The 16,624-nt window shown below is 31.7% G+C and carries 18 protein-coding genes and 1 pseudogene; all 19 read right to left on the reverse strand.

The features are described from left to right. Positions 1-126 precede the first annotated feature (126 nt). Entirely contained in the window at positions 127-588 is a 462-nt protein-coding gene (gene bcp, locus OC535_RS14160) for a thioredoxin-dependent thiol peroxidase (RefSeq protein WP_024721242.1), read from the reverse strand. A 17-nt stretch (positions 589-605) separates the two neighbouring features. Further along, positions 606-1,484, reverse strand: a complete 879-nt coding sequence (locus OC535_RS14165; RefSeq protein ID WP_498824117.1) for an SDR family NAD(P)-dependent oxidoreductase — start codon at positions 1,482-1,484, stop codon at positions 606-608. Between the two features lie 250 nt (positions 1,485-1,734). Continuing rightward, positions 1,735-3,093 carry an MATE family efflux transporter gene (locus OC535_RS14170; protein ID WP_498824118.1) on the reverse strand — a complete coding sequence of 453 codons (1,359 nt, stop codon included), beginning with the start codon at positions 3,091-3,093 and terminating at the stop codon, positions 1,735-1,737. Between the two features lie 20 nt (positions 3,094-3,113). Continuing rightward, positions 3,114-4,286, reverse strand: a complete 1,173-nt coding sequence (gene larC, locus OC535_RS14175) for a nickel pincer cofactor biosynthesis protein LarC (RefSeq protein WP_498824119.1) — start codon at positions 4,284-4,286, stop codon at positions 3,114-3,116. A 2-nt stretch (positions 4,287-4,288) separates the two neighbouring features. Then, positions 4,289-5,023 (reverse strand): nickel pincer cofactor biosynthesis protein LarB, encoded by a 735-nt coding sequence (gene larB, locus OC535_RS14180; protein WP_227053625.1) that lies wholly within the window; start codon positions 5,021-5,023, stop codon positions 4,289-4,291. A gap of 3 nt (positions 5,024-5,026) precedes the next feature. Next, positions 5,027-5,743 carry an energy-coupling factor ABC transporter ATP-binding protein gene (locus tag OC535_RS14185; protein ID WP_227053626.1) on the reverse strand — a complete coding sequence of 239 codons (717 nt, stop codon included), beginning with the start codon at positions 5,741-5,743 and terminating at the stop codon, positions 5,027-5,029. Next, positions 5,743-6,513 (reverse strand): energy-coupling factor transporter transmembrane component T family protein, encoded by a 771-nt coding sequence (locus OC535_RS14190; protein ID WP_498824120.1) that lies wholly within the window; start codon positions 6,511-6,513, stop codon positions 5,743-5,745. The genes OC535_RS14185 and OC535_RS14190 overlap by 1 nt, the downstream gene beginning before the upstream one ends. Next, entirely contained in the window at positions 6,506-7,507 is a 1,002-nt protein-coding gene (locus OC535_RS14195; RefSeq protein ID WP_081721124.1) for an energy-coupling factor ABC transporter permease, read from the reverse strand. Before OC535_RS14195 ends, OC535_RS14190 begins: the two co-directional genes overlap by 8 nt. Positions 7,508-7,564: 57 nt before the next feature. Beyond that, positions 7,565-7,969 (reverse strand): DUF3842 family protein, encoded by a 405-nt coding sequence (locus OC535_RS14200; protein WP_498824121.1) that lies wholly within the window; start codon positions 7,967-7,969, stop codon positions 7,565-7,567. Continuing rightward, complete coding sequence (gene larE / locus OC535_RS14205) at positions 7,969-8,745, reverse strand: ATP-dependent sacrificial sulfur transferase LarE (protein WP_498824122.1); 777 nt, start codon at positions 8,743-8,745, stop codon at positions 7,969-7,971. Before larE ends, OC535_RS14200 begins: the two co-directional genes overlap by 1 nt. Before the next feature lie 130 nt (positions 8,746-8,875). Continuing rightward, the gene (locus OC535_RS14210; RefSeq protein WP_498824123.1) at positions 8,876-12,112 is read right to left on the reverse strand and encodes an SNF2-related protein; all 3,237 of its coding nucleotides are present in this window, start codon (positions 12,110-12,112) and stop codon (positions 8,876-8,878) included. Between the two features lie 108 nt (positions 12,113-12,220). Continuing rightward, positions 12,221-12,493, reverse strand: a complete 273-nt coding sequence (locus OC535_RS14215) for an acylphosphatase (RefSeq protein ID WP_227053630.1) — start codon at positions 12,491-12,493, stop codon at positions 12,221-12,223. A gap of 82 nt (positions 12,494-12,575) precedes the next feature. Further along, a complete protein-coding gene (gene wecB / locus OC535_RS14220; RefSeq protein WP_498824124.1) occupies positions 12,576-13,760 on the reverse strand; it encodes a non-hydrolyzing UDP-N-acetylglucosamine 2-epimerase in 1,185 nt (394 codons plus the stop codon). Between the two features lie 35 nt (positions 13,761-13,795). After that, positions 13,796-14,131, reverse strand: a complete 336-nt coding sequence (locus OC535_RS14225; protein ID WP_498824125.1) for a hypothetical protein — start codon at positions 14,129-14,131, stop codon at positions 13,796-13,798. After that, on the reverse strand, positions 14,112-14,426 hold the full coding sequence (locus tag OC535_RS14230) for a hypothetical protein (RefSeq protein ID WP_051409531.1): 315 nt from the start codon (positions 14,424-14,426) through the stop codon (positions 14,112-14,114). Before OC535_RS14230 ends, OC535_RS14225 begins: the two co-directional genes overlap by 20 nt. A 157-nt stretch (positions 14,427-14,583) precedes the next feature. Beyond that, on the reverse strand, positions 14,584-14,916 hold the full coding sequence (gene vapD, locus OC535_RS14235; protein WP_498824126.1) for a VapD family protein: 333 nt from the start codon (positions 14,914-14,916) through the stop codon (positions 14,584-14,586). Next, positions 14,897-15,211 carry a hypothetical protein gene (locus OC535_RS14240; RefSeq protein WP_498824127.1) on the reverse strand — a complete coding sequence of 105 codons (315 nt, stop codon included), beginning with the start codon at positions 15,209-15,211 and terminating at the stop codon, positions 14,897-14,899. Before OC535_RS14240 ends, vapD begins: the two co-directional genes overlap by 20 nt. A 108-nt stretch (positions 15,212-15,319) precedes the next feature. Then, positions 15,320-16,465, reverse strand: coding sequence for a polysaccharide biosynthesis C-terminal domain-containing protein (locus OC535_RS14245; RefSeq protein WP_498824128.1), 1,146 nt, complete (start codon positions 16,463-16,465; stop codon positions 15,320-15,322). Between the two features lie 20 nt (positions 16,466-16,485). Beyond that, positions 16,486-16,624 (reverse strand): annotated as a pseudogene (locus OC535_RS14250) (glycerol-3-phosphate cytidylyltransferase); the annotation flags it as partial.

Raw genomic sequence — 16,624 nt, forward strand, 5'->3', positions numbered from 1 at the left:
TAATATCCTAATACCTTACGACAATTAAGTTAATGTGATTTTCGATTAATTATTATATTTTTATTATCTATAATTTTAATCCAAAGAATATTATATAAAAAGGAATGAAAACTCATTCCTCAAATATTAAGATTTATTTAATTCTTCTAACATCTGGCTTGGATTATCAGCAGCTTTAACTTTTCCAAAAGCTTTTATGATCATTCCATCTTCATCAATTAAATAAGTAGTTCTAACAACACCCATAACTTTTTTACCATACATATTTTTCTCTTGCCAAACATCATAAGCTTGAATAGCTTCTAATTCAGGATCTGATAAAAGAATAAACGGTAATTGATATTTTTGTTCAAAACGTTTATGAGAAGCTACACTATCTTTACTTATCCCAATTATTTGTACACCAAGTTCTGTAAAATGAGGATATAACTTTCCAAATCCACAAGCTTGTTTAGTACAGCCAGGTGTATTATCGCGAGGATAAAAATACAAAATTATCTTCTTTCCTTTAAAATCACTCAACGCTACTTTTTTGCCATCTTGATTTAAAAGACTAAAATCTGGAGCTTTTACACCACATTCCAACATTATGATTCCTCCTATCATTATTTATTATAAGTGTATTTCATACTCATTGTCCATAGTTCTTTAGCGTTTTCTTGATTATAAGAAAGCGGTGAAGAATCACATGTATTTGTACTTCTATCATAGTATTTACCACTTATATTTTCATATTTCTTTTCTGTCATCAACAAGGCTAATGCCTGTGATGATTTTTCTAAAGAACCTACTCGATCAGATACTGCTTTTAAACTTTCTTTTGTAAACTTAGATTTATCTGGGACAAAATTTGTCTCTAACATCAAACCAGGATTAAAAGCATTCACTATGATCTGCTTTTTATCATTTTTTAATTGACGTGATAATTCATAAGTAAAATATAAATTGCACAATTTGGAATATGAATATCGTATCGTCTGCTTACCAAGATCGTCATCAGGAAAAGCTATCGCATCACTACCAAGCCACTCTAATTCACCACTTAAAGGACAATGCATATCACTGCTGACAACTAAAATCCGCCCTTTTTCCTCCATCAAAGGCAATAATAATGTCGTTAATAAAAAATGTCCTAAATGATTTGATTGAAAAACACAATCAAATCCATCTTTTGTAAGTCCCTGATGAGCTCCTGATATTCCTGCATTGCAAATCAAACCATAAACAGGTTGTAAGTTCATGTTCTTGTATTTTTCGACAAACTCCCGCACTGATTGAAGAGATGTTAAATCTAGTGGTAAAGCTAAGATATTTTTATTTCCAGTTTCCGTGATTAGTTTTTGTTTTGCTTCGTTTGCTTTATCTAAATTTCTACAAGCCATGATTATTTGATAATCAGCTGTCGTTTTAGCAATATTTTCTGCTGTCTTAAACCCTAAACCAGAATTTGCTCCAGTTATTATAATCGTTTTTAATTTACTCATATTATCCCTCTTTTTTATATTTTATATGTAATAAGATAGTTATTTTATTTATCTTGTCAAGATAAATAATAAAAAGTTTCTATTTCATATAGAAACTAAAATCAATCATGACGATCTATTATTTGAAATAAACACATAATCACGACTCCTACTATAATACCAGCTTCAAAAGTTAAAAAATATTTTATTAATTCCATTTTACCTCCATAAAATCATTTTGATATTATAGTATACTCTTTATCTAAGCATTTTAATCATTATTTAACCGATATTTCCAGCGTCCTTTTAAAAATCTTCTTGAAAGCAAGAAACACCGAGCAACATTATCACACACCATCATCATCCAAACCGCTTCAATGCTTAAATTAAAAACATTGATCATTGACCAGGAACCAATTATTCTAATTCCCCACATTGTCAATAATGAGAAAACAAAAGGAGCTTTGGTATCACCCATACCATTAAAAACACCCTCAAGAATTACCAAAATACCATAAATTGGTTCTGAAACAGAAACAATTCGTAAAACTCGAGCTCCTAATTCAATTACTTGAGCATCTGGAGTAAAAATACTCATTAACTGTCTAGCAAAAATAAAGAGCACTACGCCACAAACTATCATTAATAGCATCGTAATACCACTAATTAAATACGTTACTTCTTTAACTCTTTGTTCACTTTTTTGTCCCATCGCATTACCAGCTAAAGTGGCTGCAGCAGTTTGAAAACCATAACCAGGTATATAAAAAGCCTGTTCTGCCTGAATCGCAATCGTATGGGCCGCAAATCTAACTACTCCTAACTTTGCAATCAGAGCCGAAAAAGTCACATGTCCCAAACAAATAACACCCCGTTCTAAAACAACCGGGATTCCAATATCTAGACATTCTTTAAACTCTTTTTTATAAAAATGAAAACCAGTTTTAGAAAACGAGAAAATTTTATTTTTATAATATCTGACAAACATCATTACCCCGCCAATAACAAAAGAAATAGCTGTTGCTATTGCTGCACCATTGACTCCTAATCCAGCCCCAAAAACAGTAATTCCAAATATTTTACGGGTTGGATAAATCAAAATAAAATTTAAAATAATATTGATCATATTCATATAAAGATTGATCATCATTGGGGTCTTCATATCGCTAACGCTGCGTAAAACAGATGATAAAATCAAAACTGCACTGCGAAACAACAGCGGTATCGAGATAATCATAAAATATGAGGAAGCTACCGCACAAATTTCTGGATCACCATTTAACCAGATAGGTAAATATGGTGCAATCAAAACACAAATCACTGTAAGAATAGTGCCAACTATCAAAGTAAAAAATAAAGCCTGTTGTCCTGTTCTTTGAACTTTTTCTTGATCATCAGCCCCCATTGACTGAGCACATACAGAAAGAATCCCAATTCCAAAAGCAATAGCGATACTCGAAACAAGCCAGCCAACGGTTGAGGTCAGACCCACAGCCGCTGAAGCATCAGCGCCTAAAGCCCCGACCATCGCTGTATCAACATAGGACACAACGACATTCATCGCTTCTTGAACAACTGCTGGCCAAGCCAAAAAACAGATTGCTTTAATTTGATGCCAATATTTTTTCACTTTCTCCCTCCTCATATCTATTATTTAATCAACTTATAAACCTCTTTAATTCCTAAATCATTTTCCTTGGCAATTTTTTTAAGTGACTCATATTCAGGATAAAGATAACTTTTACCATCATGATCAACTTTTTTAGCTAAAATTTTACCATACGGACTATCAATTTCGATCATCTTGCGTGATAATACCGTTCTTTTTTCATAGCGATAACGAATTCCGATCGTTGATGTTTGTTTAAAAATAATATTTTGTAACAATTCCAGCTTATCTTTATCACAGATAACGCTTAAACAATAAGCAGGCCGATTCTTCTTCATAAAAATCGGTGTGTAATAGACATCAAGAGCCCCATTTTCAAATAATTGCTGTGATGTGTATCCTAAAATTTCACTATTACTATCATCGATATTGGTTTCCATGACAATAACTTCATCGTCATCTTGATTCATTTGCCCTAATGATACTTTTAATACATTAGGAATTTTTAAATCTTTACTGCCACATCCCCAGCCAACTTTTTGAACTTTCATTGCTGGCATCATCCCAAAAGCGGTACTTAATTCCGCAATGATCGCCGCTCCAGTAGGGGTAACTAATTCCGTATCAATATCAATTTGTCGTGAAACAACATCACTATCAGCAAATATTTCCGAAGTTGCTGGTACTGGTACAGAAATCATTCCATGGGCACATTCAATAAAACCATAACCATCATTGACGATACTGCTACAGATTTTATCAGGAGCAATCTTGGTAATTAAAATTGCTGTTCCAATTATATCAACGATAGAGTCAATTGCGCCAACTTCATGAAAATGAACATTCATTAATTCTTCTTGATGAACTTTGCTTTCAGCTTTAGCGACTCTTAAAAAAATGTTTTTCGCTAATATTTTAGCTTGTCCATCAATTCCACTATCATCAATGATTTTATTTACATCAAAAAGATTACGATGAACATGATGATGTTCATGATCATGATGGTGATGATGATGTTCTTCTAGACAAACATCCACATATGTACCTGTTATCCCATTCTTTTTTGTTTTTGAAACATGAAGATGATAACCATCTACCTTTAATTTTGCCAATTCTTTTTGTAAATAATCGGGATCATCGATTAATTCCATCAAAGCTCCTAGGGTCATATTTCCACTAATCCCACTACTACAATCAAAATATAATACTTTCATCGCTATCCTCCTAAACAATTAATTGTATGCGCCATATATCCGGCACCAAAACCATTATCAATATTTACAACGCTAACACCGCTAGCACAACTATTCAACATCGCTAATAAAGCTGACAAACCATTAAAATTTGCTCCATAACCGATTGAAGTGGGAACTGCAATGACTGGTTTATCCACTAATCCCCCAACTACTGAAGCCAGGGCTCCTTCCATTCCTGCCACTACAACGATAACATTGGCCTGTTTAATGACATCGATCTTATTAAATAAACGATGGATTCCAGCCACGCCAACATCACAGATCAATTCAACATGATTACCTAAAAACTCTGCCGTTATTAATGCTTCTTTAGCAACTGGTAAATCAGACGTCCCAGCACAAACAATTACGATCTTTCCTTTATTTTTTATTTTTGCTTCTTTTTTTAATAAAAAGGTTTTAGCATCAGAATCATACACAAATTCTGGATATAATTTTTTTAAATAATCTGCTTTTGTGGCATCGATTCGCGTAGCTAAAATTTCTTTTTGTTCATGTTCCAGCATATTTTTAATAATTCCGGCAAGCTGTTCTTTAGTCTTACTAGCACCATAAATAACTTCAAAAGCCCCTGTACGCTGTTTGCGATTATAGTCGATCGTTGCATAATCAATGGGATTATCGATCAAATTCACAGCTTCATCGACCGTGATTTCATGATTTTCTACTTTTTCTAAAATTTCTTTTACTTTCATAATCTACCTCTGATATCTTAATGGCAATTCTAAGCCGTTTTTTTCCAGTAGTGTTTGGTTTGTTAAAATTTCATGAGCATTACCACTAGCAGCAATTTTTCCTTGATTCAACAAGACTACCTCATCACATAGATCTAAAGCCATATCCAAATCATGAGTAGCTAGAATGATCTGCTGGGGCAATTGTTTAAGCGTATTAATGACGTTTCGCCGGCTTTTTGGATCTAGAAATGCTGATGGTTCATCTAATAATAAAATTTCTGGATCCATTATAACTACACTCGCTAAAGCGACGATTCTTTTCTGACCGCCAGATAAGTGATTTGCCATTCGTGGTAATAGATCTTCTATTTCAAACTGTTTTGCGATATATTTGATTTTATCATCGATCATCTGTTTTGTTGATCCTTGATTTATTAATCCAAAAGCTAGATTATCATATACAGTTGGTAAAAACAGCATATGATCGGAATTTTGAAAAACGAGACCCACTAAAGCTCTAATCTTAGCAACTGTATCTTTGTTTACATAAAGATCATTGATCTTGATTTCTCCCTGGTAATCAACTAATTTAAGAATGCTCAATAATAATGTCGATTTCCCAGAACCGTTTTCACCAATAATTCCGATGCATTTTTGTTTCTTTAAAAATATATTGATATTATCTAAAGCTTTAAGAGAATTATCAAATACTACTTGTAAATTATTAATTTCAATCATTAAAATACCACCTTTATCAAGATCATCATTCCTAAAACCATCATGATCAAAAAATAATTTTCTATTTTAAAAGTCTTATAATTCAAATAAGATGATCTAACATCAAAACCACGACATTTCATTGCATTATATACTTCACTACTACGTTTAAAACTTCGCACTAATAATGTTCCTAAAAAACTCCCCATATCTTTAAAAGCAATTTTATTAATATTAGGGTTCTTCAACTGATATGCCTGCATCATTATCAACGCTTCTTCAACTAATAAAAAAATATAGCGATAAATCATTACCAGCTGTAAAACAAAAATAGATGGTACTTTTAAATGTACTAGTTCACAAGCAATACTTTCAAATCTTGTTGTTGCCATCAATAAAAAGACAGCCAATAAACATAAAATATTCTTTAAAACGATCGTAATCAAAGAAAGTACTCCTGATGATATCAAAACACCACCAATATCAACAACACTATTAGCGAAAAAAAGATTTGAAATGCCAATACATAATGATATTGGCAAGCCAATTAAACTTCTTTTCAACAAACTATAAAAAGATACTTTACTCCACAATATCATTATAATAATTAATCCCAAATATCCTAACAATTCTAAAACATCAAAATAATTGACTGTAACTACAAAAATAATATAGATCAAACTTAAAATAATTTTTAATAACGGGTTCAAACGGTGAATCGATGATGTACCATTAGCCGCTAATTGCTCCAAATAGCCAAACTTTGATAATGAAGTTTTAAAACTACTCATATTTTTTCTTTACCACTAAATAACCAATCAAACCAACTAAAATCAAAGTTGCGGCACCACCAGCTATTCCCGAAACAGAAATACCTAGATTACTTTCACTACCATTAAAATTATAATCTGGTAAAAGTGTCGTCTTTTCTTGAACACTGGCTAGAGCATCTTTCGTAGTACCACTAGCTTTTAGTTCAGTTTGTCCTGTTACCCCTTCAATTGACCACTCTAAACCATCCGGTTTGCTTGAAGCATATAAAGATAAACCGCCACCAACTAACACAGTTAAGATTCCAAACGTTAGTAATTGTTTTTTTAAATTAAGCATGGTAAAACTTTTATTATTGATCGATGCTTCAACAATTTCCCGTTTATCTTTTAAAACATATAAAACAACTGCTGCTGTTATTAATCCCTCGATCAACCCAATGGCTAAATGAATCGGTAACATCAAAGCAGCAAAAGAAGCAAATGGAAGTTCTGTGATATTACTTGCTAAAGTTTGTAATACAACTGCAAAAGCTCCCATTTGTAAGCCGACTATTACCGCTAAAATACTCGCTAAAATAACTCGTGATGAGTTTAAATTCTTTTTTAAAATTGGTTTAGCAATTAAGGGATAAGCGATAAAACATGGTAGAACTCCCATGTTGAAAATATTACATCCTAGTGCTAGTAGTCCACCATCACCAAAAAATAAGCATTGAATAATTAAAACCGAACACAGTGATAAAAAGGCCGGATATTGTCCTAAAATCAGACATAATAAAATTCCCCCTCCAATATGACCACTGCTTCCTGTGCCAGGAATCGTAAAGTTGATCATTTGAGCAGCAAAAACAAAAGCCCCCATTACGCCCATCAAAGGAATCTTATGATCATCATGCTCCTGATTGATTTTTTTAATTGCTAAAGCAATCATAATAAAACTAATTATTAAAAAAATAAAACCAATCTTTACAGAAATCAAACCATCTGCCATATGCATATAAATTAAATCCATATTTTCCCTTTCCACAAACACTTCTGTGTTTCTTCTAGTACTTCATGTACTCGGGATCTATTTTAAAATATTTATTAAATCTTTGATATATTCTTGAATTGACTTCATTTCAACTCCTAATACATGACCAGTACATTTACTTACTGGGATAAAATATTTCTGCGCCTCACTACAGCTAACTGCATTAGCCATCGCTGGTGAAACTTCACCATACATTGAGTTGGCAAAAACAAAACCAATTGGGCTAATTAAGATCTTGGCATTTTTAGCATTATAAATAATTGCATTTTCACCAGTAGCAACTACATCAGCCCCAGCTTTTTTCATATTGTTAGTTGCTGTACTATTAGTTCCAACAGCAATAATAAAAGTATTATCAATTTCTTTTTTTATTGCCTCAATAACACTGCGCCCGATTCCGCCACCCTGGCCATCAATAATAACGATTTCCATCTTTTTCATTACCTATCATAACTTCCACTAGTTATGCCTTCCAAATCTAATGTCACATAATCAAACCCTAGTTTTTTTATTTCCTTAACTAAAGCATCATCATCAATAACTTTATTAAAGTCTTTTAACTCAACCTCGATTCGTGCTAATTTATCATGAACTCGAACACGTACATGATATACACCTCTTTGATGCAATAAAGTTTCAGCCGCTTCGACCAAAGCTAATTTTTGCTTCGTTAATAATGTATCATAAGGAAACCGCGATGCTAGACAAGCATTAGCTGGTTTATCATATGTAGCGATTTTTAACTGTTTTGAATATTCTCTAATTTCTGCTTTCGTTAATTTGACCTTAGCTAATGGTGAGATAATTCCTAATTCTAAACATGCCTGATTGCCAGGACGGTATACTTTTTCATCATCAGCATTTTTACCATCAAACACAGTTTCAATGCCAAACTTATGAGCCGTTTCGATGACCATGGACATTACCTGCTTTTTACAATGATAACAGCGGTCTTTACGATTATATCTAAACTGTTTGATGGCTAAAACATCTAAAGGCACTTCAACAAACCACCCAGCTACAAGCATTGTTCTAGCATTTTCGATATCTTCCTTAGACATCATGATTCCTCTACATAATACTGCTAAAACATTTTCCTTTCCTAAAACCTCTGCGGCAACTTGATATAAAAAATTAGAATCACAACCACCACTATAAGCAATCGCAACTTTTTGATAAGTTTTCAATACTTCTCTTAATTGTTGTAATTTTTCCATAGTTTCACCTTCATACATTATCTTACCATAATTTAGCTAGCATTTCTAACATCCCTAATCAGTATACAAGCTAAAGTATACTTTATGTCAAGCACTGATCAATAGCTGATTTTTTAAACTTAATAATTAGCTATACTTTAAATAATTCGATAATTTCATCGGTCGACATTGATGTAATCGTACCTTCATTGCCTTCAACAAAACTGTCAGCTAAATTTTTCTTTTTATTTTGCAATTCTAATATCTTTTCTTCAATACTATCTTTCATAACTAACTTATAGACAGTCACAATATTTTGCTGTCCGATTCGATGCGCACGATCTGTTGCTTGATTTTGAGCCGACATATTCCACCATGGATCAAAGTGGATCACTGCTTCAGCTGCTGTTAAATTTAATCCTGTCCCACCAGCTTTTAAAGAAATCAAGAAAACTGTTGTCTCATCATTTTGGAATTGTTTAACTAAACGATGACGTTCTTCTTTCTTGGTATCGCCTGTTAATTTGTAATAGCTAATATTTTCTTTTTTTAATTCTTGAATAATTAGATCTAAAACTGCTGTAAAAGATGAGAATAATAGTACTTTTTGATTATTTCCCTGGAAATTTCTTATTAAATCAAGACATCCCTCTAATTTTGAAGAAATGTGCGTGATATTTTCATATAAGACTCTTGGTTCACAACAAATTTGGCGCAATCTAGTAAGCATTGCAAGAATTGCAATTCGATCTACTTTTTCATAATTTAATTGTTCTTGTAAACTTTTATTAACTTGAACTAAATTAGCTAAATATAGTTTATGTTCTTCTTCATTGAATTCTAAAGTAATTGTCTTTTCGATTTTTTCCGGTAATTCCGTTAATACATCTTTTTTATTTCTTCTTAAGATAAAAGGACTAATTAACTTTTTTAATTCTTGTTGTTTTTGTTCATCATGATTTTTGACAATTGGTGTTTCATAGTGAGTTTGAAAATAGTGATAATTGAATAAATAATCTGGCATTAAAAAATCAAAAATTGACCATAGTTCAGCTAAAGAGTTTTCAATTGGCGTTCCAGTTAGTGCAAAACGATGCTTTGCTTTAATTGTTTTTACTGAAGCAGCATTTTTAGTTTTAGGATTTTTTATATACTGCGCTTCGTCAATAACTAAATATTCAAACTGATGATCCTGATATAATTTATAATCGCGTCTTATATAATCGTATGTAGTTATTAAAATGTCAACATCATTAAAAGCATCGATCGCTGCTTTTCGTTTTTGTAATGAACCATTAACACATTGGCAAGTTAAATTTGAAGAGAATTTATGAATTTCATCTTGCCAGTTTAATAGTAATGATGATGGACAAATAACTAAACTTGTTTTATCAGCATGACGATTTTCATCTAATAAAGCAATTATTTGTAATGTTTTACCTAGTCCCATATCATCAGCTAAAATACCGCCAAAGCCGTATGCACTAATAGATTGCAGCCACTGATACCCATACTTTTGATAATCTCTTAAAATATTATCATAATTTTTAGATAATGGATAATTTGTTTTTTTAATATTTCTAAAATTATTAATTACTTCTTTAAAAATATCACTACGATCAAAATTCAAATACTTACTATTTTCTACATTATTTTCAATACTAAAAGCCCGATAAACATTTAAATCTAAATGTCCATCCTCAAGCATTTTAGGTTTTAAATTATAGTTATTCATAAAATCATCTAATTCTTCTAATTCATTGGAATCCAAGTATAATAATTTACCATTTTTTAAACGATGAAATTTCTTTTTACGTTGATACGAACTTAATACTGCAGCTAATTCTTCACTAGGGATATCGATACTTTCAACATCGATTGCAAGTAGATCATTTTCAATCGTTATGCCAACACTAATATTAAACTGGCTTTTTTTACCGATCTTTTTAAGTGCTTCACTAACCATGATTTCGCAATAATCAGCTAGAAAAGGTAATCCTTGATTTAAAAAAGTATATGCTTTTTCATTTTCTAAATTGATATAAATAGCGTGTTTTTCGTAATCAACTACATCACTGATTTCTTTTAAGTAATTTTCAATTAAATCAAAATTCACTGATGTAACTTTACCATCATGGTCAAATGAATAAATGATCTGCTTGTCTTGTTCACTTTTTAAATATACACAGATTTGTTCAGAATCATTGATATCGCCATATAAAGTCAAGATTTCATTATCACTGATATTATTAGTTAACTCATCTCCGGTAAAATTAAAATATTGTTTAATATCATTTAATATATATTTATGAAAATCATCAACATCTTCTTTGCTGAGATATAATTCTCTTTTTTGTAAACAATGATGAATAAATTTTGCTGCTTTACCATTATTATCTAATTTTGTTACCCCTATTTTATTGTCATCTATTTTATAAATGTTTTTATTTCCACATATCTGATCTATATTTTCTATTTTCAATAAAAAATATTTTCCAGATTCCTTAATATCAATAGTCGGTAATTGATTTTCCTGATAAATTAATACTGATGAATTATATTTTAAATCTTTTAATGTATCATAAATTATATCGATACTTTCTGACAAGATCTTAATTTCATTTGTTATTTTTGGTACATTGTAATAATATTCATGACAATACCGCTCATAAACAACTAGACAATATTTCATCAAGTCAATGATTTTTTTAGCATCATCACTAAAAACCTCAATATTATGAAGAAAACCTAGCCGCTTACCATACTCAACATAATTATTATTAGAAATATTGTTTAAAAAATCAGGTATATTTTTAATAATATATTTCTTATCATTTCCTACTTTAAATTTTATAAATGCCCCATCGATCCTTACTACTATCATGGGCTCTAAATCGATTTCTTTATCCTGATTAATCAAATTAAAGGCACTGATTTTAGTATCTTTAAAATCATTAATTATGTTTTTTGTTGTAGCCATTTCGCCTTTTAAAATAGCTTCTTCGTGATTACGACGTATTTCAGCCAACCTCTGTGCAAAACTATCTTTGTTTTGTTCCTGATCACGATATTCAAATGGAAAGTTATCAGGAGAAAGTTCTTGAACTTTTAATAAAATTGCTGCAATATGTCCACATGCTGAATCTGCTGTACACCAATAACAATCACAATCATAATCAAAAATTTGATTTTGACTATCGACGGAAATCATACATTTATCTTCATAGCTTCCATTGTCAACTATTCCTTCAATTACATAATCTTCAAACAATGGCTCATAATAAATATTTATCTTTTTAACATAATTTTTTTGATAATATTGTCGTCCTGTTTGCATATTTCTATTATTGCTTACAATTCTCTTTAATTCTTTATCAGTTATCAGCATTTTAGTACTCCTTTTTCATAACTATAATTATAATAACAAATATTACGAAAAGCTACTACCTCCAATTTTTTTATCTAAATATTAAAGGACAGGTATGCCACCTGTCCCTTAATATTTCATTTCAAATGATGTTTCATCTTTCAATACAGTCAAATTTTCAACTTTCATTGAATCAATACAAATAAACCGAGTATGTTTTATTTCACTCACTAAACGCTCAATCAAAGATTCTTCACCTTGAAAACAAGCTTCTACTGAGCCATCTGGTAAATTACATACCCAGCCGGTAAGCCCCAATTCTACTGCTTTATGATAAGCAGTAAAACGAAATCCTACACCCTGGACCCTACCATAAAATAAATAGTGTTTTCTAACTAACATATTATCACCTGCTTATAAAATATATAGCTATTATAACATATCCAGGTTTATCTTTTGATCAATTATTAAATAAAAATCAATTCTAATCTTTCCGCCATACCATCTTGTTTACTACACCTGTATATGACTGAATCAGTTTTACTACTTTAGTACTTACATTCTCTTCGATATAATCTGGTACCGGTATTCCATGATCTCCTTCTAAGTTCATTTGTACTGCCGTCTCTACTGCCTGTAATAATGATCTTTCGTTTATCCCTGCTAAAACAAAACATCCTTTATCCAAGGCCTCCGGTCTCTCAGTACTTGTTCTGATACATACTGCTGGAAACGACCTTCCTATACTTGTAAAATATGAACTCTCTTCCGGTAATGTCCCGCTGTCACTTACCACGGCATAAGCATTCATCTGTAAGTGATTGTAATCATGGAATCCTAACGGCTCATGCTGGATCACTCTGCCATCTAACTTGAAACCGCTCTTTTCTAATCTTTTCTTGCTTCTTGGATGACATGAATATAATATCGGCATATCATATCTTTCAGCCATTTTATTGACCGCATTGAATAATGAAAGGAAGTTCTTTTCGGTATCGATATTCTCTTCCCGATGTGCACTCAATAAAATATAGCCCTTGGCTTTTAATTTTAATCTGTCCAGGATATCAGATGCTTCTATCTCCTTTAGATTATTCGCTAATACTTCGGCCATTGGTGATCCCGTCACATATACTCTTTCTTTTGGCAGACCGCATTCATGCAGATACTTTCTGGCATGTTCACTATAAGCTAGATTGACATCGGAAATGATATCAACGATCCGTCTGTTCGTTTCTTCCGGTAAACATTCATCTTTACATCTGTTCCCTGCTTCCATATGAAAGATCGGGATATGCAGTCTTTTAGCACTGATGGCACTTAAACAGCTGTTAGTATCTCCTAAGATCAGTAAGGCATCAGGTTTGATCTGATTCATCAGTTTATATGAACAGTTGATGATATTGCCAACTGTAGCTCCCAGATCATCACCGACAGCATTCATATATACTTCAGGATCAGCTAATTTCAAATCATGAAAAAATACGCCATTTAAATTATAATCATAGTTTTGTCCGGTATGTGCTAAAATACAATCAAAGTATTTGCGACATTTACTGATCACTGCTGCCAGTCTGATGATCTCAGGTCTTGTTCCGACAATGATCAGTAATTTTAATTTACCGTTTTCTTTCCATCTTACATTTGTATAATCTGTCATTATTTCCATTTTCTACCTCTATTTTTCCATTAATAAAAGATAAGCTATGCCAGCTCATCTTTTATTAATCCTGATTCTTTTTTTATTCGGGGAATAAGGCTGTATTCTTCGCCAACATTAGTTACATCAAACTGCATGACACTTTTACTTAGCCCGCTCCACTTCCTAGCCATTTTTCCAATTGTATTTCCTGCTTCTGCCATGCTCATACTGTTGATTGATACATACCCTGAATACTGGCGATGTGCAAAATTGCTTTTTAATAAGAATTTTTTTATATCTCGCCATGCATTCTTATAACTTTTTGAAGGATAATATTTTTTTAGAAGATTATCGTTTAAATCAAAGTTTACTGCTTTTCTACCATGGGTAGTCGGCATATCTTTCCTCTATTCGATAATATGATTCTAATGCATCTTCTCGATATTCGATCGTATCGCCTTCATAACGAAAATACCACTTGTCTACTATCTTTAAAAACCATGGCGTATCTGGTAAATACCATTGCACTTGCATAAAAACACTAAAATCACTTTTAACACCCTGATATACGCCTTTAGATATTTTTTTGATTCCACGTTTTTGAAAAACGCGATCTACTTTTTCATAGCATTCATCAATATCAATGTTATTTTCTTTAGCCTTTTCTTCACTTAATACCATTTCCATCATCATTTTTATCACTTCCTTAAGTATATAATACCCAAATCGGTCTATCTTTGCAATACGATATTTTATCCTTCATTATTATATACTTCATCAAAAGTGCTTTTTACTTCTAATAGTCTATCTTTATTTTTATAACTGTTTCAACATAAGATAAAAATGAGTTTTAAAACTCATTTTTACTGGCTTTAGTTTCGTTTTCAATTTTTTCTAAAAAGCTGTATTCTTCGCCAACATTAGTTACATCAAACTGTATGACACTCTTATTTAGCCAGTTCCACTTCCTAGCCATTTTTCCAATTATATTTCCTGCTTCTGCCATGCTCATACTGTTTATCGATACATACCCCGAATACTGGCGATGAACAAATTGATTATTTATCAAATACTTTTTAATATCTCGCCAAGCATTCTTATGACTTTTTGAAGGATAATATTTTTTTAGAAGATTATCATTTAAATCAAAGTTTATTGCTTTTCTACCATGGATAGTCGGCATTTCTCTCTTCAACTCGATAATATGATTCTAATGCATCTTCTCGATATTCGATCGTATCGCCTTCATAACGAAAATACCACTTATCTACTATTTTTAAAAACCATGCTGATTCCGGTAGATCCCATTGTGCAGTCATAAAAGTATTAAAATCTTTTTTACTGCCTAAGTACACGCCTTTAGATAATTTTTTGACGCCTCTTTTTTTAAAAAAACGATCTACTTTTTCATAGCATTCATCAATATCAATGTTATTTTCTTTAGCCTTTTCTTCACTTAATACCATTTCCATCATCATTTTTATCACTTCCTTAAGTATATAATACCCAAATTGGTCTATCGTTGCAATACGATATTTTATCCTTCATTATTATATACTTCAACAGAAGTGTTTTTTACTTCTTTTTTATACTTCTTCATAATATGTATCTGGATGTTCTGGATCAAATCTCTCATTTGCCCACATTATCGTTACCATATCACTTTCTCCGATGTTAATAATATTATGAGTATATCCTGTTGGGATATCGATCACTTCCAGTTTATCTCCACTTACCTGATATTCTATGATCTCATCACTATAGATATCTCTAAACTGGATCAGTCCTTTTCCACTTACTACTAAGAACTTTTCATTCTTACTATGATGCCAGTGCTGTCCTTTTTTTATCCCCGGCTTTGATACATTAACACTTACCTGTCCATACTCTTCTGTCTTTAAAAATTCTGTGAATGATCCCCTTTGATCAATATTCATCTTTAATGGATAACTGAACTTATCTTTAGGCAGATAGCTTAGATAGGTGCTGTACAGTTTCTTCTCTAAACTTCCTTCTTTCATATTAGGTACACTTAATGTTCCTCTTGATTCCTTAAATGATTTGATGATATCTGCCAGTTCTCCCAATTTAATATTATGTACAGGATATACTTCATATATTCCTTCACTACATTTAGTTGGATGTCCTTCTAATGCATTTAAGAATTCTTTTATTACATCATCGATATAACATAATGGTAATTCAACATCAGGATCATTGATCTGGATATCGATTCCATTAACAATGTTATAACACCATGTAGCAGTTACACTGTTGTAGTTAGGTCGACACCACTTACCAAACAGATTAGCTAATCGATAGACATATACTTTTGAATCCATCTTTTTACCATGATGTAAAAGATATTCTTCACCTTCTTTTTTGCTTTTACCATAATCATTATCTCTACTAGCCTGAATCGAAGAACTGATCAGTATCGGACAGTTATTATCATGTTCTTCCAATAAAGAGCATAATGATTCAGTAAAAGAAGCATTGCCCTGATAGAATTCCTTAACATCATTAGGTCTGTTGATACCAGCCAGATGAAAGACAAAATCACAGTCACTTGTATATTTTCTTAAATCATCGATAGTATTATCAAGATCATAAGTATAGATATCTTCGATATCGATATAACGAGTTCTATCTTTACCATCTTTGATATTTCTTAATGTACTAACAAGATTCTTACCTACGAATCCATTAGCACCTGTTACTAGAATTTTCATATAATCCTCTTTTCCAATATCTATTTATTTAAATCGTCTTTAATTTTTGTAGTCGAGATACCTTCTGTACGAGGTAAATATACTACTTCACAATAATCTTTTAAAAAATCAAATTTCCCTTTCCAATCATCGCCCATGACAAAAATATCAACATCATGT

Source organism: Clostridium sp. Marseille-Q5894 (assembly GCF_946902305.1).
GTDB lineage: Bacteria > Bacillota_I > Bacilli_A > Erysipelotrichales > Coprobacillaceae > Thomasclavelia.